The organism is Nocardia sp. NPDC058114 (assembly GCF_042884695.1).
Lineage (GTDB): Bacteria > Actinomycetota > Actinomycetes > Mycobacteriales > Mycobacteriaceae > Nocardia.
On the sequence record NZ_JBHVTK010000008.1, the window covers coordinates 186696 to 205418 of the forward strand.

Consider the following 18723-nt stretch of genomic DNA (forward strand, 5'->3'; position numbering starts at 1 on the left):
TCACCGGCCCCCGAAGCCGGTACGGCCGTCACTTCGGCACGACCGAGTTGCGATGACGATACCTCAGGTCGGCCGGACGGTCGCGTCGGCGAACGCGGCCGAACCCCGCCGAACCTGCACTGTTCACTGTCCGGTAAGTCGCTGGGAATTCCACGGCGAACATCCGCGCGACCCTCCAGGTAGTCTGATCTACGTTCGCCCTTGATGGGTGCGGGACGGCTGAGCCGTCGGCAAATGGATGTCATTGAGGGGTAACGGCTGTGGGGGTTCGAGTGTCGGTATGTGTACCGGCCTTCAACGCGGCGCGCACGATTGTCGAGACGCTGGAGTCGATCAGCGCGCAGGATTTCGACGACCTAGAGATCGTGGTCGTCGACAACGCGAGCACCGATGGCACGGGTGATCTCGTGCGGGCGTTCGACGATGCGCGCATTCGGTTGTACACCAACGACACCACCTTGCCGATCGAGCAGAACTGGAATCGGGCGATCGAACTGGCCGGCGGCGAGCTGGTCAAGCTGGTCTGCGCCGACGACATGATCGCCCCGGGCTGCCTGTCGGCGCAGGTCGAGTCGATGGACGATCGCGAGATCGCGGTCACCGGCGCCAAGTTCGACGTCGTCGACGACGACGGTGTGGTCCTCGCGCGGGGGCGCGGGCTGCCAGGACTGGTGGGTCGATGCTCGTCGCAGACCGTGCTGCGCACGCTCGTACGCAAACTACCCGACGACGTGTGCCCGACCGCGGCGTTCCTGTTCCGTCGCGCTGATTTCGCCGCTACCACCGGTTTTCGCGCGGACTTCCTGTACGCGATGGATGTCGACCTGGTCGCGCGGCTGTGCGGACGCGGAGAGTTCTTCGGCCACGATCGGGTGCTCGCGATCAACCGCGCGTCGGTGTTCAACTACTCGAGTACGACATCGTCGGCGAGCAAATTCGCCGACGTGCTGCGGTTCAACCACCATCACCATCGGCAGTTCGCTGACCGCGTCGGTGTGATCGATGTCCTGATCGGCGACGGTCGCGTGCTGCGCCAGGCGCTGGTCCGGGTATCGGCGCGGGCCGCGCGGTTGTTCGGGCGAGGCGCGCGGCAGTGAGCTCTCTGTTGTACGTGGTGGCCCTGCCGGTGGCATGGGTCTTCCTGCGCTGGATCTGGCATCGGCCCCAACGCGGGGTGTTGCTGGTGGCGGCGTTGGTGCCGTTCAACGGATTGCTGCTGATCGCGCCGGCGTGGATGCGGGTCGACGGCTGGAAAGAAGCGATGCTGCTGCTCACCCTCGCGGTGGCGGCGTTCGTGCCCCACGGGCGAGTCGACCCGCGTCCGGCGTTGCCGTGGTGGTCGATCGGCGTGGTGCTGTGTGTGTTCGGGGTCGGTTCGGCGTTCCTGACTGCGGGAATTCTGGGCATTTTCGCGATCAAGATCACGTTCTTCTACTTCATCGTGGTGCCGCTGATCCTGTACCTGCGGCCGTTCACCGCGCGCGATCGCGATCTGCTCATCACGATCATGATGGTCGAGTCGGTCGGAATCGCGGTCTTCGGCTTGGCGCAGCAGGCGATCGGGCCCGCCGGGCTCGCGGAGATGGGCTACAAATTCAACGAGACGATCCGGTTCTCCGGTGGTCTGATGCGCTCGTTCGGATCCTTCAACCAACCGTTCCCGTTCGCGTTCTATCTGGTCACCGTCTTGCTGGTGGGCGGATCAGTCGCGCTGGCCGCGCCGCGACGGCTACGCAATCGACTGTTCCTGCTGACGACTCCGGTGCTGGTGGCCGGTGTCGCGGCCAGCGTCGTGCGCGCCGCGCTCCTCGGGTTGCTGATCGGTGTGCTGGTGCTCGCGGTTGTCCGCTATCGGCGACAACTCAAAGCGGTGATCATCGGCGGGGTCGCGTTGATCGTGGTGGCCGGCGTCGGGGCGTCGTCGCAGGCGCGCAGTTCGCTGTTGTCCTCGGACAGCCTGGCCGCGCGCGAGACCGGGTGGAAGGTCGTGACCAGAACGGTTCCGAGTCATCCGTTCGGTGAGGGCCTCGGCTCGACGGGGGCGGCCAAGGCGGCCCAACTCGTCGCCGAGCTCGGCCCGGCCGCCGAGAAATTGCCCTATGCCACCGGCGAAGTCCAGATCTACGGGCGCCCGTACCAACCCGACAACTACTACGTGAAGCTGCTCATCGAACTCGGGCCGATCGGGGTGTGGTTGTTCTGCGCGATCCTGGTGGTGATCTATCTGCTCGCGCTGCGTTCGGCGCGCACGATGACCGGCAACGACGCCGCACTGGCCCTCGGGGTCGCGGCGGCCGTGTTGTCGAGTGCGGTCGCGGCGGTCGCGTCGAGCTACTTCGAGATCTTTCCCAGCGATTTCTACTTCTGGTTGCTCGCCGCGGTCGTCGGCTGCGCGGTCTCCCAGCACTCCCCAGCCCAGGCAGTCGAGCGCAGCCCCGTCCCCGAACAGGTGTCATGAATTCTGCTGCGAACAGCCGGCCCACCGTGTGTTTCGGGGCGTTGGCCTACCGACCCGACGGCGCCGGGGTATCGACGTATCAGCGGGAACTGCTGGCGCAGTTGCCCGCGCTGTTGCCGGGTGCCGAGTTGTCGGCGCTGGTCCAAGCCGACGCGGCGAGTTCGCTGCCGTCCACCGTTTCGGCGGTGTCGCGGCCGGTCGCGGCGGGTGCTCGCCGCGCGTGGCACGGCGTCGCGCCGCTGCGCGGATTCGATGTGTTCCACGGCCTCGATGTCGACCTTCCGCTGGTCGGGCCGCGCGCCACGGTCGCCACGGTGCACGACCTGTCGGTTTTCGATGTGCCGTGGGCGTTCAGCCGCTATCGGGCGCGCGGAGAACAGCTGCTGGTCCGGACGTCGTTGATGCGGGCCGATCTGCTGATCGCGGTATCGGAATTCACCGCCGAACGGATCGCGGACAAGTTCGGCCGTGCGGCGGTCGTCGTGCCGCTCGCTCCCGCCGACTGGGCGCGCGTCCCCGAGGCCTCCGCGGTGGACCGGGTGCGTGCGGACTACGACCTGCCGCCTCGATTCATCCTGCAGGTGGGGACCGTCGAGCCGCGCAAACAGGTCGGGATGCTCGCGGAAGTGGCGCGTGCCCTCGACATTCCGCTCGTGCTGGCCGGGGCCGGATCCACCGGTCCGCAGGCCCCGGCCACCGCGATCGGTCTCGGTTATGTCGACGCCGCCGATCTGCCCGCGCTGTACGAGGCCGCGACCGTGGTGGCCTACTGCTCGGAGTACGAAGGATTCGGGCTGCCGCCGGTGGAGGCCATGGCGTGCGGTGGCGCGGTGGTGGCCAGCGCGGTCGGCGCGCTGCCACAGGTCTGTGGCGACGGCGCCGTGCTGGTCGCGCGCGCGAATGTCGAGTCGTGGACGGCGGCCGTGCGCCCACTGCTGCACGACAGCGTCGGTAACACCGCACTGCGCGAGCGTGGTCTCGCCGCGGCGTCGACGCTGAGCTGGCGGGCCACCGCCGAGGCGACGGTCGGCGCCTATCGCGGCGCCGGGTTGATTCCGTGACGACCGAGGCGAAACCGTCGGTTCCCGATCGCCCGATCGGGGGCCGCGCCGCGCTGTCGGGCCGGGCCGCCGCCAACAACACCGCCGCGATGCTGGCCAGCCGGATCTTCGCCGCGGTGCTCGGCCTGCTCGGCACCATGCTCACCGCCCGCATGCTGCCCGCGGTCGAATGGGGCTACTTCTCCTTCGTGTTCGGTCTGCTCGGCATGCTCGCGATCGTCACCGATCTGGGTGTCGGGCGCGCGGTCATCGGCAAACTCGTGCACGGCGAGCCCGCCGAGGTCGCCGAGATCGCGAGCTCGTTCATCGCGCTGCGGACCGTACTCGGGCTGCTGGGCTACGGGGTGGCCCTGGGCTATGTGGTGGTGCTCGGTTGTCCACCGCAGGTCATCGCGGCGACAGCCATCGCGGGGCTGGTCGTGGTGGTCGCGACGCCGAGCAACGCGCTCACCGTGCTGTTCCAGTCGACGATGCGCTTGACCTTGGTCGCCGCGGCGGAGTCGATCGCCCGCCTTGTCCAGGTGGCGCTGACCGTCGTGGCGGTGCTGTGGGCACCGACCTTGCTGATCGTGGTGATCCCCGCCGTGGTGTACGAACTGATCGCCATCGCGATCAAGATCGTCGGCGTGGGTCGGGGGCTCGGTGGACCGATCCCGGCGCGCCGCGTCGAACTGCGCTGGTGGGGCGGCATGCTGCGCGAAGCGCTGCCGCTGAGCATCGGCCTGGCCTTGATCATCATGCTGCAGAAGGTCGGCCTGCTGCTGCTGGGTCATTTCGACACCTTCGAATCCGTCGGGATGTTCGCGGTCGGCATGAAATTCGCCGACCTCGTCGACACCGCGGCGATCGCGGTCGTCGCCCCGTTGACCACGCTGCTGATCGCGGTGTGGCCGGCCGACCCCACCGGATTCCGGCGCTACTTCCGCCAGTCGGGTGCCGCGCTGACGGCCCTCGGCCTTGCCGCGCTGGTCGCCTTCTGGCCGGTCGCGACCCAGGTGATCGACCTGCTCTTCGGTGCGAAGTTCGTGTCCGCGGTCGACGCGAGTCGCTACCAGATCATCGGCGGACTGCTCGGCGCGCTGGCCCATCTGGGCCTGGTCGCGCTGATGGCTGCCGGGCGCAACTACCTGATTCCCTGGATCGCGTTGCTCGCGTTGGCCGTCGACCTGGCGTTGTCGTGGCCGCTGATCGCGTGGCTGTCGTTCGAAGGCGCGGCCGTCGCCGGTCTGGTGGCCAACGTCGTTCTGCTGATCGGGGTGTGGCTCGCGCTCGTCGCCACGGTGCGGATCGGGCGGTTGATCCCGGTCACCTCGGTGGTGTCGGTCAGCGCCGTCGCCGTCGCGGTGATCGTCCCCGCGACGATGATTCAGCAGCGGTGGGAGCCGCCGTGGATTGTCACCTCGACGGTGGCCGGTGTGTTGTACCTTTTCCTCGCCGGCTGCGTTGTGCGCTGGACCGACGGATTGACGATACGAAGCGTGCGAGGGCCGAAATCTGATGACACTGTGGCGATTCGCTCGGATGATCACCACCGTGGCTCTCACCCTCACCCTGCTCGGATGCGGGACACCGACGATGTCGACCGTGCTCGATGAGCGCGTGAACGAGACCGGACTCGGCATCGCGGGCGGGCACTCGTGGCTCACGCTGAGCACCGGCGAATTGGACCGCCAGATGAAGGGCGTGGTCGACGCGGGCGCCACCTGGATCAGGATGGATATGGACTGGTCGCTCATCGAGCACGATCGTGGCCGCAAGGACTGGTCGATGACCGATCGGGTGGTGCGGTCGGCGCGCGCCCATGGGCTGCACGTGCTGGCCATCCTCACCTACTCACCGCCGTGGGCACGTCAGGACCCGGGGCCCGGCGGAAACAAGGTCGCCCCGTACCCCGCGCTTTTCGGCCAGTTCGTCGCCGACGCGGTCGAGCGCTACCGCGATCAGATCAAGCACTGGGAGGTCTGGAACGAGCCCAATGTCACCAGCTTCTTCGCGCCGTTGCCCCATGTGGGTCTGTACGCCCAGCTGCTCCACCAGGCGGCGACGGCCGTGCGCACCCGCCAGCCGGGTGGTCAGGTGTTGGTCGGTGGCTTGGCGCCCGCCGCCGACAACGGCCGCGACATCGCGCCGTCGACGTTCATCGAGCGCCTCTACGCGCTGGGCTCGGCTCTCGACTTCGACGCCATCGCGGTGCACCCCTACTCCTATCCGGAACTGCCCTCGTCACCGAGCCGGGACAACGCCTTCCAGAACCTGACTCGAATTCGGGCGATCATGGACGCGCGCGGCGACACATCGAAGCGGTTGTGGCCCACCGAATTCGGCGCGCCGACCGGTACCGGAGCACGCGCGGTCGACGAGCAGACCCAAGCCGAGATACTCGGCGGCGGCCTGGACTCGATGGCGGCGATGCCCAATATCGGCCCTGTTTTCGTCTACTCCCTGATCGACGCGGGCGACGATCGCCAGAACCTGGAGGACAACTTCGGCATGCTTCGTCGCGACTATTCGGCGAAACCGGCACTGGCGCAGGTCCGCGCCCGCGCGGAGGTGCTCCGTGCGGGACAGTGACCACGGGCGCGAGCTGGTGTTCGTCGCTCACACCGGACAGGCGTCGGGCGCGGAGAACGTGATGCTGGCCCTCGTCGACTTGGCGCTGGAACGTGGCTACCGGGTGCGGGTCGCCTGCCCGGACGGTCCGTTGCGGGAACGGCTGCCCGCCGCAGTCGAGCACATCGGCATCGCCGGGCTGGGGCTGGCGGGTGAACGGGGCCTGCGCCGGTTGACCGCCGCGCTGGTGATGCTGAAGAACTGGATCGGTGCGGCATGGCGGCTTCGGAAGCCGCTGCGCGACAGCCGAACCCGGATCATCGTCAATTCGACCATGGCGTTGCCCGCGCTGGCGCTGGCCTGTCCGCATCGGCGCTCGGCGGCCTGGTTGGTCCACGACATCCTCGCCAGCCGACGGCAATACGGCGCAGCCTGGGCCGGCCGTGCCGCGGTGGGCCACGCCATCGCGGTCTCCGAGACCGCCGCGGAGCCGCTGCGCCGGCGCGGCTTCGATGTCGATGTCGTGTGCAACGGCGTGACCTGGCCGGTCGAACCCGCGCCCGTCATCGAGCGCACGCCACCGGTGGTCGGCATCCTGGGGGTGGTGACCTCATGGAAGGGCCACCACGTTCTGCTGGAGGCCGTCGCGGGGTTGCCCGAGGTGCGACTCGAAATCGCCGGTCGGGCATTGCCCGGTGACGTGACGTATCTGGCCGAGCTCCGCGCGCGCGCCGAGCAGCCCGACCTCGCCGGTCGGGTCGCCTTTCTCGGTCAGGTCGACGCGATGACCACCCTGCGGGGCTGGGACGCGGTGATCTCGGCCAGCGTGCTGCCCGAGGCCGGTCAGCTCGTCGTCCTCGAGGCGATGAGCCTGGGTGTCCCGGTGATCGCCACCGATCACGGTGGTTACGCCGACGACCGCGTCATGGTGTGCGTTCCCCCCGCCGATCCGGTCGCGCTGCGGGCGGCGATCGAGCGGGTCGCCGGTGACCCGCGGTTGCGGTCGCGCTTGCACGAGGACGGTCGGGCTCGTATCGCGGCGGCACACGATCGGTCCCGCACGCTGCCGCAGATGCTCGACGCACTGCTCGGCACGGCACCGTGACAGCGATGGACCCGGCGAGTGAGTTCGCTCGCCGGGTCCATCGGGTCGTGATCAGATCGAGAAGGTCTTGCCGTAGGTGACGACGGTGTCGCCGGACGAGCCGACGATCCGCACGAATGGGCGGACATTGGTCTGGCCGAGCACACCGGTGACAGTGCCGTGGAAACCCGAAAGACGCAGTACACCTTCGGCGCCGGCGATCTCACCGCCGGCGACCTCGACCTCCTGGATGCCGGGGCCGAAGCCGGCGGCGAGTTCGATGCCCGCGCGCGGGATGAGGCCGTCGAGCTTCACGGTGGGGCCGTCGGCGCCGACCTCGAGGCCGAGGCTCGGGGTGGACCACTCGAACTTGATCCTGCCGTCGAGGGTGGCGGGGTAGCCGACCTGATAGCCGAGCGTGATGCGACCGGACCAGGTCTCGGCGTCGGGGCCGGTGACCAGGTAGGAGGCCGCGCCGCTGTGGAACCATTCGCGGGTGAGCGGATTGCCGTCCAGTGGTGCGACGAAGTCGATCCGGGTGTCGGACTGGATCGCCTCGACGGTGCGGTTCTTGCCGTCGAGAACAGTACTGCTGCTGTCGATTCCGGCAGCAGCGGCGCCTGACCCCATGGCGAGACCGACAGCGATGGCCGATACCATCGCCGCGATCCGGAGCGCGCGTGGTGCGAGCACGGTGGTTCCCCTCATCAGAATTCTTCCCCTGGATACTCGCCCGTCGAACGCTGCGTTCGGCGCCGCATTTCCCCTTGCGACCCGGGCACCGGCCACCGCGACACTGCGGCGGTCCAGCGGTGACCCGAACTCGATCATGGTGCGGCGCTGGGCATTTCCGAGTATCCCACGTCCTGCGATCATGCGCCGATCGACATAAGGTCGGCTATCCCACAGTCTTGCCATGCCTGTCTCGGTTGCGTGGGCCCGCCGGATCGTCGATCATCCACCGCCCGTCGAGTTCGGGCAGTGCGGCGCTCACCTCGGCGAGCAGGTCCGGCAGCGTCAGCAGCACGACGTCGGGCTCGGCGGCGACCAGTTCGGCGGGGGAGATGATGGGCACATCGGTGCCGGGCATCCGGCAGCCCTGCTTTCCCGGAGCGGCGTCGGCGACACCGGCGAGCAGGCCGCGGTGCGCGCCCGCCATGCTCAGCAGCGCCACCGCGCGCGACGCGGCGCCGTAGGCATAGACCCGACGGCCTTGTGTGGCACCGGCGTCCAGCCAACCGCGCAGGGCGCGGACGTGACGGTCGACCGTCTGCTGCAACTCGGCGGCCGCGCTCAGCGCGTCGGCTTCGGCGACGAGAAGGCTGTCGATGGTGGCGTCGGGGGTGTGATCGCCGTGGCGAACGGCCAGGAGCACCGTGCCGCCGTAGAGGTCGAACTCCCACGCGGTGACCACGCTCATCCCCGCCGCCCGCAACAGGGTGCGCAGAGCGGACAGTGAGTAGTACGCGAAGTGCCCGTGCCGCAACGCGTTCCATTGTCCCTGCGTCACGATGGTGGCCAGTGAGTGGTATTGAACGAGCAGCACCCCGTCGGGCGCTGTCGCCGCGGCCCGTGCCGCGAAGGCCGCGCGCTGATCGGGTTCGTGCATGATCCCGAAGCAGTCGAGTACCACATCGGCCGGTTCCCCGGTGTTCTCGGTGAAGCCGTGCTCGGCGAGCAGGGGCAGCCAGGTGCCGCCGTGCGGGCTACCGAATTCGGTGACCGTCGATCCGCGCAGCATCCCGGCGGCGTGCACCAGACGCACCGCCTCGGCGGCCTGGTCGCGCAGGGCCAGCGGCTCGATACCGCGGGGCTCCGCGGTGACAGTGTCGTCGTCGGCCAGCTGAGCCAGCCCGCATGCCGCGCACCGGTCCATCCGCAGGGGGTGGCCGGATTCGGTGGCGGCGACCGGAGCGTCACGTGGCGGAAAGTGATCCGCCGCCGGGACTGCGCCGAGATCGAGGACGGGAACGAGCGCGGTCTTCGCGCAGCCGCGGCATCGGTGGGTCATGGGAGTATGGCCTCGTGCGTATCGAGCGGACCGAATTGGCCGACGTAGTGGTACTCGTTCCCGAACCGTTCCGGGACGAGCGGGGGTTGTTCACCCGTACCTTCGACGCGGGCGAGTTCGACGCCCATCTCGGGGTACCGGGTGCGGCGGCGGCCTTCGTACAGGATTCGCAGTCGCGGTCGGTGCGCGGGGTGATCCGTGGCATGCACGGGCGCGGCGGGCGCGGTGAGGCCAAGCTGGTGCGGTGCGCGCACGGCGCCGTGCACGACGTGCTCGTCGACATTCGTCCCGGTTCGCCGACTTTCGGTGCGCGCCAAGCGTTTCGGCTCGACGACGAGCAGTTCCATCACCTCTATGTGCCGCCGGGTTTCCTGCACGGGTTCCAAGCGCTCACCGAGATCGCCGACGTCTGCTACCGCATCGACCGTCCGCACGATCCCGCCGAGGACCTCGGGGTCGCCTATGACGACCCCGAACTGGCCATCGCATGGCCGTTGCCCGTCGGCCCGGTCTCCGCACGTGACGCGCGGGCCGGGACCTGGGCCGCGCTGCTGGCTACGCTGACGCCGGCGCACTGATCCGGCGCAGCTGTGCGTCGAGCACCCCGGAGTCGCACAGGCCCTGCAGGTGCGGCAGCCGGGTGTACCGGCGGAAGAACGCGTCGGCGGTGAGTCCGCGCGCGGTGTACTCGGTGTAGAGCTCGGCCGCGCCCGCAGGGACCGTCCACTGCGCCTCGAAGCCGAGAACCGCACGCGCGTAGGAGAAGTCGACCCGGTAGGACCGTGGGTCGGCGCCGTTCTCGCCGGTGATCAGCAGCCGGGATCCGGGGACCGCGTCGACCACCGAGGCGGCGATCTCGGCGACGGTGAGGTTGTTGACCTCGGTGCCGATGTTGAACGCCCGGCACGAGATGTCGGCGGCGGGCGCGGTGAGGCAGGTGGCGAACGCGGCGGCGATGTCGGCGGCGTGCACCAGGGGCCGCCACGGGGTGCCGTCGGAGAGCACCTTCACCTCGCCGGTGAGCACCGCGTAGCCGACCAGATTGTTGAGCACGATGTCGGCCCGCAACCGCGGCGAGAAGCCGAAAGCGGTGGCGTTGCGCAGGAATACCGGAACGAAGTTGTCGTCGGCCAGCGCGGCCACATCGTCTTCGACGCGGACTTTGCTCTCGGCGTAGGGGGTGATCGGGCGCAGCGGGGCGTCCTCGGTGACGAGGTCGGCTCCGGCGGCGCCGTAGACCGAGCAGGTAGACGCGTAGAGGAACCGCGACACCCCGGCCTCCTTGGCGAGGCGGGCCAGTCGCACCGACGCGTGATGGTTGATGTCGTAGGTGATCTCCGGCGCCAGGGCGCCCAGGGGATCGTTCGACAACGCCGCGAGGTGGATCACCGCGTCGAAACCGCGCAGCTGCTCGACGCTCACCTCGCGCAGGTCCACCGCCGAACCGTCGGGGTCACCGGCGAATTCGCCGAGCAGGCAGTCGGCGAAGTAGCCGATGTCCAGGCCGGTGACCTGGTGGCCCGCCGCCCGCAGCACCGGCACCATCACGGTGCCGAGATAGCCCTGGTGCCCGGTGACCAGTACCCGCATGTTCACGTCTGTTCCCATCTGATGATCGCTTTGTCGAGCACGAACGCCTCGGCATACGGTGCGTGGCACTGCACGCCACGCATCCGGGCCAGCCCGAGGAAGGCCTGTTCGTCGAACCAGTCGCGGCCCGTCTGCGACGGATAGTGTTCGTGCAGCAGACGCGACTTCTGCTGTACGAGTGCGTGACTCAGCGGGTGGTAGAGGGTGGAAGTCGGACTGTCGGTCTCCCATTTGAGGATTTCGTAACCCAGGGTCAGGTGATCACGGAACTCGGTGGGCACCAGTTCGGCGAGCAGCCGGTGGTCCTGGTGGGCATCGCCACGATGCGGCGCGAACACCACCTCGGGTTCACCGCCACGACGAAAGACCGCCAGTGCGTCCTTGATCCGATCCCAGTGCGCGGGCGCGCGGCCGTCGGGCACATCGAGGACGTGCAGTTCCGGCTTGTTGCCCGAGCAGAACGCGGTGAGCGCCGCCCGCTCCTCGTCCTCACGTGCGGTGCCGCCACCGGAGAGGACGAGCGCGCGTACCTCGACCTCGGGATCGGCGCCGGTGAGCGCGAGAAGCGTTGCCCCCATCCCGATCGCGATGTCGTCGCAGTGCGCGCCGAGCACCGCGATCCGGCGCGGCGGGGTGGTGAACAGCCCGATCACGGCCGGTCCCACACCATCCACGGCCGGGTGCCGTTGCGGTAGGCGTCGTCGAGTTCGGCGCGTTCCTTGAAGGTGTCGGCCGGTTTCCAGAAACCCATGTGCTGATACCCGAAGAGCCTGCCCTGCCCGGCGAGCGCGCCGCACGCGTCGGCCACCAGATCGCCGCCAGGGGGCAGCAGATCGAAGATCTCCTGGCTGAGCACGAAATATCCGCCGTTCTCCCACAGCGGCATCTGCGCCACCGGCACGATGTCCTTCACCTCACCGGTCGGCGAGATGTCCACACAGTGGAACGAGGACTGCGGCGGCACCACCATCATCGACGCGGCCGCACCCGAGGCATGGAAACGCTCGATCATGGTGTCCAGCGGTGCGTCGGTGAGGACGTCGGCGTAGTTGGCCAGGAAGTATTCGTCGCCGTCGAGGTGCTCGCGCACGCGGCGCAGTCGCTCCCCGATCGCGGATTCGACGCCGGTGTCGACGAAGGTGATCGTCCAGTCGCTGATGTCGCTGCCCAGCAGCTCCACGTCACCGTTGCGGATCACGAAGTCGTTGGACGCCGACTCCTGATAGGTGAGAAAGAAGTTCTTGATGTGCTCGGCGCCGTAACCGAGACACAGCACGAACTCTGTGTGTCCGTAGTGCGCGTAATAGCGCATCACGTGCCACAGCAACGGGCGCGGCCCGACCAGCTGCATCGGCTTGGGGACGACGTCGTCGGATCCGCCGCGCATGCGCATGCCGTATCCGCCACAGAACAATACGACCTTCATCGGTTCGTTCACCTTCATTCGGAGAGTGCGCCGGCCGCGACCGGTTCGCCCGCCGTGGCGGCGCGATGCAGCACCGGCAGGGGGTAGATCAGTTCGCCACCCCATTCGCCGACGTGGCTGAGTTGAGCGGTGATCTCGGTTTCGAGATTCCACGGCAGGACCAGCACCACATCGGGCTTGTCCGCGTCGATGCGTTCCGGCGGATGGATCGGAATCCGGGTGCCGGGGGTGTAGCGGCCGTGCTTGTAGGGGTTGCGGTCCACGGTGTACTCGAGCAGGTCGGGCCGGATGCCGCAGTAGTTGAGCAACGTGTTGCCCTTGCCCGGCGCGCCGTAACCGACCACCCGCTTACCCGCAGCGCGGCAGTCGAGCAGGAAACGCAGCAGTTCGTGGCGAACCGATTCGGCACGGGCACCCAGCGCGGCGTAGCCGGCGGGTTCGTGCAGCCCCGCCGCACGCTCGAGGTCGAGGACCTCGGTGACCCGGGCGGTGGGTTCGGCGACCGCGTCGGGGCGTGCCCACAGCCGGATCGAGCCACCGTGGGTGTCCAGCAGTTCCACATCGACGACGGTCAGGCCGGCGATCGCCAGCGCGCGCTGCGCCGAATGGACGGTGTAGTACTGGAAGTGCTCGTGGTAGATGGTGTCGAACTGGCCGAGCTGGACCAGGTTCAGCGCGTGGTGCACTTCGATGCTGCACCAGCCGTCGTCGCTGAGCAGGGTACGCAGCGCGTGGGTGAACCCGCGCAGGTCGGGTACGTGGGCGTAGACGTTGTTGGCGACCACCAGGTCGGCCGGCCCGTGCTCGGCGCGGATCCGTGCGGCCGAATCCTGCTCCAGGAAAGCGGTGTCCGTCGGTACGCCGACCGCGCGGGCCGCGCGTCCGACATTGACCGAGGGCTCGATGCCCAGACAGCGGATGCCGCGCGCGACCGCGTGTCGCAGCAGGTAGCCGTCGTTGCTCGCCACCTCGACGACGAACGAATCGCCGCCGAGGCCGAGTCGTTCGGCGGTCGCGGTGACGAACTGCTCGGCGTGGCGGACCCAGCTGTCGGAGAACGAGGAGAAGTACGCGTACTCGGTGAAGGTGTCCTCGGGGGTGATCAGCGCCGGGATCTGTAACAGCAGGCAGTCCTCGCACAACCGCAGGTGCAGCGGATACGTCGATTCGGGCAGGTCGAGTTCGGCGGCGGACAGAAAGCTCTCGCACGGTGGGGTGGCGCCCAGGTCGAGCACGCTCGTGAGCCGTTCGGAGTCACAGAGTCGACATTGCACGTGGAGCCCCCACCTTCATACCTGTTCACCCGAGCTGTCGCGGCTCATGCCGGTCATGGCGGAAGTCGGATCAGTGGGCACAGACGTTACAGCGCGGCGGGCAGAAGGAGTGCCCCGAAACATTCGGGCGGAAACAGATTCATGGTAATTTTCGGAGTTATACCAGGCCGATCCGGCACCGGCTAACTGCCGGCGAGGACGACCATTCCTCCTCTGTTTGTGATGGCGATCACTTGTGAAAGTGATTGTCCTGCATTCATATCGAAAGGCAATAGCGGTTCGGTGATAGCTGTCCGATTGCGCTGTGAAGTGGCTAACTACTGGAATCCCTTGTGGCGGTGAGTCTTCGGAAAGAACCCCTGCTGGTGGTCTGTAACAATCAGCAGGCGGGTATCGAATCGACGGGAAGTAGGACGGCCGCAACGGCCGCATTCCGGTCGACGGGGATCGGGAAACGATTCGTCGCCCGAAGGGGAGGTGTGGGTTCATGAGCTACGAGCTCACCGGAAGTGGCGACGTCGATGTTGTCAACGGTGTCCAGGTGCTGCGCCGCACCCAACGCGAGAGTTGGCAGAGCGCACTGGTCCAGCGGTTGGCGGTGACCGATGTGATCGCGGTGTTCGGTGCGGTCGCGGCGGCACAGGTCATTCGCTTCGGCGGTCCCGCCGCGCCGCCGCTGGCCTGGCCGCTGCCCTACGAGGTCGGCTACTCCGTGGTGTCGCTGGCGTTGGCCGCCGGGTGGCTGGCGTTGTTGCACGGCTACGGCAGCCGCACCCCGCAGGTGGTCGGCACCGGGACCGAGGAGTTCCGCAGGCTGGTGTCGGCGACCCTGCGGCTGTTCGGTGTGCTCGCGATCCTCGCGCTGCTGTTCCGGGTGGAGGTCGCGCGCGGCTATCTCGCCATCGCGTTGCCCGCCGGGCTGTTCGCGCTGGTCGTGGGGCGATTGGCGTGGCGATGGCGGTTGCGGCGGTGGCGCGCGCAAGGGCGGTGCCACATCGCGGTGCTGGTCGTGGGTTCGCCGGAGGCCGCGCAGGCGATGGCGTCGGCGTTCACCGGCGATCCCGGCTCCGGCTATCGCGTGGTCGGTGTCTGCGTGCCCGCGGGATCGGTGAGCGCGCAGTTCGATACGTCCGACGGGCCGTCGGTGCTCGGCGACGATCGCTCGGTGCTGGAGGCGGTGCGCCGCAGTGGCGCCGACTCCGTGGCCGTGGCCGCGACCGACCATCTCGGACCCGCCGAGTTGCGGCGGATGGCATGGGCATTGGATCCTCTCGGCGTCGATCTGATCGTCGCGCCCGGCATCGCCGACATCGCGGGGGCGCGGCTGACCAACCGCCTCGTCGCGGGGATGCCGATGCTGCACATCGACCCGCCGCGCTACGGACGGGCGAAGTCGAGCCGCAAAGCGCTGTTCGATGTGTGTTTCGCCGCGACCGTGCTGGTGCTCGTCGCGCCGATGCTGGCCGCCATCGCGATCGCCGTGAAGATGACGAGTGCGGGGCCGGTGTTCTACCTGTCGGAGCGGATCGGGCGCGACGGTATTCCGTTCCGGATGATCAAGTTCCGCAGCATGCTCGTCGACGCCGACCACGCGGTGGAGGCGCTCATCGAGCGCCACGGTGGAAATCCGTTGTTCTTCAAGGTCAAAGACGATCCGCGGGTCACCGCCGTCGGCCGCTTCCTGCGCAAGTACAGCCTCGACGAGCTGCCCCAGTTCTTCAATGTGCTGCGCGGCGACATGAGTGTCGTCGGGCCACGGCCGCAGGTGCAACGTGAGGTCGACAGCTACGACGGGGAGATGCGGCGGCGGCTGCTGGTGAAGCCGGGCGTCACCGGGTTGTGGCAGGTCAGCGGACGGTCGGATCTGTCGCCGGAGGACTCGGTGCGCCTCGACCTGTCCTATGTCGAGAACTGGTCGATGGTGCTGGATCTGGCGTTGATCGCGCGCACCATCGGAGCGGTCACCCGCGGCGACGGCGCGTACTGAAACCGGGGTGGCGAGTCGACTCACCACCCCGGCTCGGCTACACGGAGCGCGCGCTCCCGGTCAGCGCAGGTCGCGCCGGCGGAAGGCCATGAGCCCCACCGCGATCCCCGCCCCCGCGAGGGCGAGCAGGTAGCCGATCGGCACCATGTCGAACGCCGCACCCGGCAGCTTCGGCGGGTGGACGAAGGGCACCAGATCGAGGATCCACTGCGAGAAGCTGCCCAGCGAGCCCAGCACGAAGATCACGATCATCGCGCTCAGCACGCCCCACGCGAGTGCCGCGTACTTGGGCAGTGCGCCGAACAACAGCATCGCGATGGCGGTGACCACCCAGACCGCGGGCAGTTGTACCGCGACCGCGCCCAAGGACTCGCCGACCTTGCCGGGGAGGTCGCCGTCTGTCGCGCCCCAGACGATGCCGATCGCCAGGCCCGCGGTCAGCAGTGCCACGGCGGGTCCGCCGATCGCGAACAGCAGGTGGCTCGACGCGTAGCGCACGCGGCCCACCGCGGCGGCCAGGACCGTCTCCGCGCGCCCGGAGTTCTCCTCCTCGTGCAATCGCAGCAGCGCCGACACGGAGTAGGCGGCGGCCGCGGCGGCCAGCATGGTGACGGCGTAGGCGATGAACGACTTCTCCAGATCGGCCGACCCGCCCATCGAGGTGACCACGTCCTGCAGGGTGCCGCTGTCGTCGAGCATGCCGCCGATGCTGTTGACCGCACCGCCGATGAGCAGACCGTAGAGGGCGAAACCGGTCGTCCAGGCGAGCAGCGAACCTCGCTGCAGCCGCCAGGCCAGACCCACCGGACCCGACAGCGCGGTGCCCGCGACGGCCGGTCCGGGTCGGTCGGCCAGCAATCCCGCGCCGATATCGCGTGTCCGCAGCAACCGATAGGCGAGCAGCGTCGCGCCGGTGGCGAGGGCGGCCATCGGTACGAGCACCCACCAGCGTTCGTCGGCGAACGGGCGGATCTGCAGGCACCACCCCAGCGGCGAAAACCAGGACAGCACACCGTTTCCCGCATCGCCGACCGCGCGTACCGCGAACGCCGCGCCCAGTGCGCCCAGCGCGATGCCACGGGCAAGCCGCGCGCCGGTGCTGACCTGCGCGGCGACGGCGGCCACCGCACCCCAGACCACACCGGAGCCGGCGAGTGCGGCGCCGAAGGCGACCGACCCTCCGGCAGGCAGATCGGTGGCCATCAGTGAAGCGGCACAGACGATTCCGGCAACCGCCGAAGCACCGTAGGTGAGCAGGAGTGCTCCGGTGAGGCCGGCGAAGCGGCCGATGCTGGTGGCGCCGACCAGTTCCGCGCGCCCGGTCTCCTCCTCGACCCTGGTGTGGCGGATGACCGTGAGTACCGCGGCGATCGCGATCATCGCGTACATCGCCCCGGCCTTCCAGGTGCCGATGGAACCGAGTGCCGAGCTGAAAACGGGTCCGTACATGGCGATCAGCGCGGGGCTGGCCGCCGTGGTCGCCGCGAAGTGGTCGAGTTGTTCTCCGGTGGTGTAGATGTCCTTGATCGACACGATCTGCAGCGCGGGCATCAGCCCGATCAGCAGCGACCACAGCGGCGCGACCACCCGGTCGCGGCGCAGATACAGGCGCAGCATCTGGCCGGTGCCGGCGAATTCGCCTGCGGTGCGAGCAGTTCCGGCGAAACGGGGGAGAGCGGCTGTCGCAGTCATGCCCGCACCTTCTCCGCGGTCTCGGCGTCGTCGACGTGGTAGTGGCGAAGGAACAGATCCTCTAGCGTCGGTGGTGCGCTGGTCAGGCTACGGACCCCCGCGTCGCCGAGTACCCGGATCAGTGCGCCGAGGTGGTCGGCGTCGACCTGGCAGCGCAGGGTCGAACCGTCTCGTTCGACATCGCCGACCCCGGGCATCGTGCTCAGATCGCCGGGATCGCCGATCAGGTCGGCGGTGATGGCAGTGCGGCTCAGATGGCGCAGGTCGTCGAGCGAACCGGATTCGACGGTACGCCCGGCGCGGATGATGGTGACCCGGTCGCACAAGTGCTCGACCTCGGACAGGATGTGGCTCGACAGCAGCACCGTCGCGCCACGGGCGGCGGCATCGCGCACGCAGTCCTGGAAGACCTGCTCCATCAGCGGGTCCAGACCCGAGGTGGGCTCGTCGAGGATCAGCAGATCCGCGTTCGCCGAAAAGGCCGACACCAGTGCGACTTTCTGCCGGTTGCCCTTGGAATAGGTGCGCGCCTTCTTGGTGGGGTCGAGTTCGAAGCGTTCGATCAGCTCGCCGCGGCGTGACTCGTCCAGCCCGCCGCGCATGCGGGCGAGCAGGTCGATCGTCTCACCGCCCGACAGTGACGGCCACAGCGTGACATCGCCGGGGACATAGGCGATCCGGCGATGCAGGTCGACCGCATCGGTCCAGGGGTCTCGGCCGAAGACCGCGGCTTCGCCACCGGTCGCGCGCAGTACTCCGAGCAGGATTCGGATGGTGGTGGACTTGCCTGCGCCGTTGGGACCGAGGAAACCGTGGATTTCGCCGGTGCTGACGTGTAGGTCGAGTCCGTCGAGCGCGGTGAAGCGGCCGAACGTCTTTCGCAGGCCCGCGACATCGATGACCCGGTCGGTGGTGGGGGAGGGCATCGTCTACTCCTCGAAAAGGGTGTCGAGCATGGTGGAATCGGTGAGTAATCCTTGGGTGTAGAGCTCGAGCGCCGGGAAGGTGATCTCGTCGGACAGCTCACGAATCGCTTTGCGGTAATCGAGTTTTCCTTCGCGCTGCATGCGCATCTGGAGGTAGAGGTTCATCGCGCCGACATGGCAGAGCACGATGTAGCGAGCGCGGGCCGCGTGGTCGCGGCTCGGCTTGGCCTTGCCCTCGTCGACGGCGGTCTGCATGTACTGCTCCGCGTCGGAGATCATGTGTTCGAGCAATGACTCCGACAGCGGGCCGCCTGCCTGGAAGCTGCGCAGTATGTAGGCCACTAGGGGTGCGTACATCTCGATCTCGGCCATCGCGTTCAAGATCCCCGCGGGACCGGGCGCCTGGATCGCGCGCAGCTTCTCGTCGCGGATGATCTCGAGCACACGATCGTCGCAGACCGCGCGCAGGCCGTCCTTGGAGCCGAAGTGATGGTTCACCAGCCCGGGTGACACCCCGGCTGCGGCGGCGATGGCCCGTACGCCGACGCCGAAGCCCTGCTCACCGAACAATTCGATCGCGGCATCGCGAATCCTGGCGGCGGTGGTGAGATCGGCTGAACGCATGTTCAATATGTTAAACGCGTGTTCAATCCGTTGGCAAGAC

General features: G+C 68.4%; 17 protein-coding genes. 8 read left to right on the top strand and 9 right to left on the bottom strand.

Annotation, left to right across the window (positions count from 1 at the left end):
• Positions 1-260: 260 nt before the first annotated feature.
• From ACFVVI_RS27110 to ACFVVI_RS27135, 6 genes are read left to right on the top strand one after another with little or no spacing between them, the layout of a single operon-like run.
• Positions 261-1097 carry a glycosyltransferase family 2 protein gene (locus ACFVVI_RS27110; protein WP_387447399.1) on the top strand — a complete coding sequence of 279 codons (837 nt, stop codon included), beginning with the start codon at positions 261-263 and terminating at the stop codon, positions 1095-1097.
• The gene (locus ACFVVI_RS27115) at positions 1094-2458 is read left to right on the top strand and encodes an O-antigen ligase family protein (protein WP_379313022.1); all 1365 of its coding nucleotides are present in this window, start codon (positions 1094-1096) and stop codon (positions 2456-2458) included. The genes ACFVVI_RS27110 and ACFVVI_RS27115 overlap by 4 nt, the downstream gene beginning before the upstream one ends.
• Positions 2455-3519: a glycosyltransferase family 4 protein gene (locus tag ACFVVI_RS27120; RefSeq protein ID WP_387447400.1), complete on the top strand. Its 1065-nt coding sequence runs from the start codon at positions 2455-2457 to the stop codon at positions 3517-3519. The genes ACFVVI_RS27115 and ACFVVI_RS27120 overlap by 4 nt, the downstream gene beginning before the upstream one ends.
• On the top strand, positions 3516-5114 hold the full coding sequence (locus ACFVVI_RS27125; protein ID WP_387447401.1) for an oligosaccharide flippase family protein: 1599 nt from the start codon (positions 3516-3518) through the stop codon (positions 5112-5114). Before ACFVVI_RS27120 ends, ACFVVI_RS27125 begins: the two co-directional genes overlap by 4 nt.
• Positions 5053-6090: a beta-xylosidase gene (locus ACFVVI_RS27130; protein WP_387447402.1), complete on the top strand. Its 1038-nt coding sequence runs from the start codon at positions 5053-5055 to the stop codon at positions 6088-6090. The genes ACFVVI_RS27125 and ACFVVI_RS27130 overlap by 62 nt, the downstream gene beginning before the upstream one ends.
• On the top strand, positions 6077-7174 hold the full coding sequence (locus ACFVVI_RS27135) for a glycosyltransferase family 4 protein (protein WP_387447403.1): 1098 nt from the start codon (positions 6077-6079) through the stop codon (positions 7172-7174). Before ACFVVI_RS27130 ends, ACFVVI_RS27135 begins: the two co-directional genes overlap by 14 nt.
• A gap of 51 nt (positions 7175-7225) precedes the next feature.
• Here ACFVVI_RS27135 and ACFVVI_RS27140 read toward each other — a convergent pair whose 3' ends face one another.
• Positions 7226-7861: an MspA family porin gene (locus ACFVVI_RS27140; protein WP_379313018.1), complete on the bottom strand. Its 636-nt coding sequence runs from the start codon at positions 7859-7861 to the stop codon at positions 7226-7228.
• A 190-nt stretch (positions 7862-8051) separates the two neighbouring features.
• The gene (locus ACFVVI_RS27145; RefSeq protein WP_387447404.1) at positions 8052-9164 is read right to left on the bottom strand and encodes a class I SAM-dependent methyltransferase; all 1113 of its coding nucleotides are present in this window, start codon (positions 9162-9164) and stop codon (positions 8052-8054) included.
• Between the two features lie 14 nt (positions 9165-9178).
• Here ACFVVI_RS27145 and ACFVVI_RS27150 point away from each other — a divergent pair, with 14 nt between their 5' ends.
• Positions 9179-9742: a dTDP-4-dehydrorhamnose 3,5-epimerase family protein gene (locus tag ACFVVI_RS27150; protein WP_378991895.1), complete on the top strand. Its 564-nt coding sequence runs from the start codon at positions 9179-9181 to the stop codon at positions 9740-9742.
• On the opposite strand, the gene ACFVVI_RS27155 is transcribed toward ACFVVI_RS27150, so the two are convergent.
• The 4 genes from ACFVVI_RS27155 to ACFVVI_RS27170 are packed head-to-tail and all read right to left on the bottom strand — an operon-like array spanning position 9720 to position 13454.
• Positions 9720-10754 carry an NAD-dependent epimerase/dehydratase family protein gene (locus ACFVVI_RS27155; protein ID WP_387447465.1) on the bottom strand — a complete coding sequence of 345 codons (1035 nt, stop codon included), beginning with the start codon at positions 10752-10754 and terminating at the stop codon, positions 9720-9722. The two genes, ACFVVI_RS27150 and ACFVVI_RS27155, sit on opposite strands and share 23 nt — an antisense overlap.
• Positions 10755-10756: 2 nt before the next feature.
• Positions 10757-11407, bottom strand: a complete 651-nt coding sequence (locus tag ACFVVI_RS27160) for a PIG-L deacetylase family protein (protein ID WP_387447466.1) — start codon at positions 11405-11407, stop codon at positions 10757-10759.
• Positions 11404-12180, bottom strand: coding sequence for a glucose-1-phosphate cytidylyltransferase (locus tag ACFVVI_RS27165; RefSeq protein WP_379312903.1), 777 nt, complete (start codon positions 12178-12180; stop codon positions 11404-11406). The genes ACFVVI_RS27160 and ACFVVI_RS27165 overlap by 4 nt, the downstream gene beginning before the upstream one ends.
• A 14-nt stretch (positions 12181-12194) precedes the next feature.
• On the bottom strand, positions 12195-13454 hold the full coding sequence (locus ACFVVI_RS27170; protein WP_387447405.1) for a methyltransferase domain-containing protein: 1260 nt from the start codon (positions 13452-13454) through the stop codon (positions 12195-12197).
• 487 nt (positions 13455-13941) lie between these two features.
• Between ACFVVI_RS27170 and ACFVVI_RS27175 the strand changes: the two genes are divergently transcribed.
• Positions 13942-15441 carry a sugar transferase gene (locus ACFVVI_RS27175; protein ID WP_387447406.1) on the top strand — a complete coding sequence of 500 codons (1500 nt, stop codon included), beginning with the start codon at positions 13942-13944 and terminating at the stop codon, positions 15439-15441.
• A gap of 60 nt (positions 15442-15501) precedes the next feature.
• On the opposite strand, the gene ACFVVI_RS27180 is transcribed toward ACFVVI_RS27175, so the two are convergent.
• Genes ACFVVI_RS27180 through ACFVVI_RS27190 form a run of 3 tightly spaced genes read right to left on the bottom strand, consistent with a single transcriptional unit; the run spans position 15502 to position 18683 of the window.
• Positions 15502-17133: an ABC transporter permease gene (locus ACFVVI_RS27180; protein WP_387447407.1), complete on the bottom strand. Its 1632-nt coding sequence runs from the start codon at positions 17131-17133 to the stop codon at positions 15502-15504.
• Positions 17130-18059 (bottom strand): ATP-binding cassette domain-containing protein, encoded by a 930-nt coding sequence (locus ACFVVI_RS27185; protein ID WP_387447408.1) that lies wholly within the window; start codon positions 18057-18059, stop codon positions 17130-17132. Before ACFVVI_RS27185 ends, ACFVVI_RS27180 begins: the two co-directional genes overlap by 4 nt.
• A gap of 3 nt (positions 18060-18062) precedes the next feature.
• Positions 18063-18683 carry a TetR family transcriptional regulator gene (locus ACFVVI_RS27190; protein ID WP_379314630.1) on the bottom strand — a complete coding sequence of 207 codons (621 nt, stop codon included), beginning with the start codon at positions 18681-18683 and terminating at the stop codon, positions 18063-18065.
• Positions 18684-18723 lie beyond the last annotated feature (40 nt).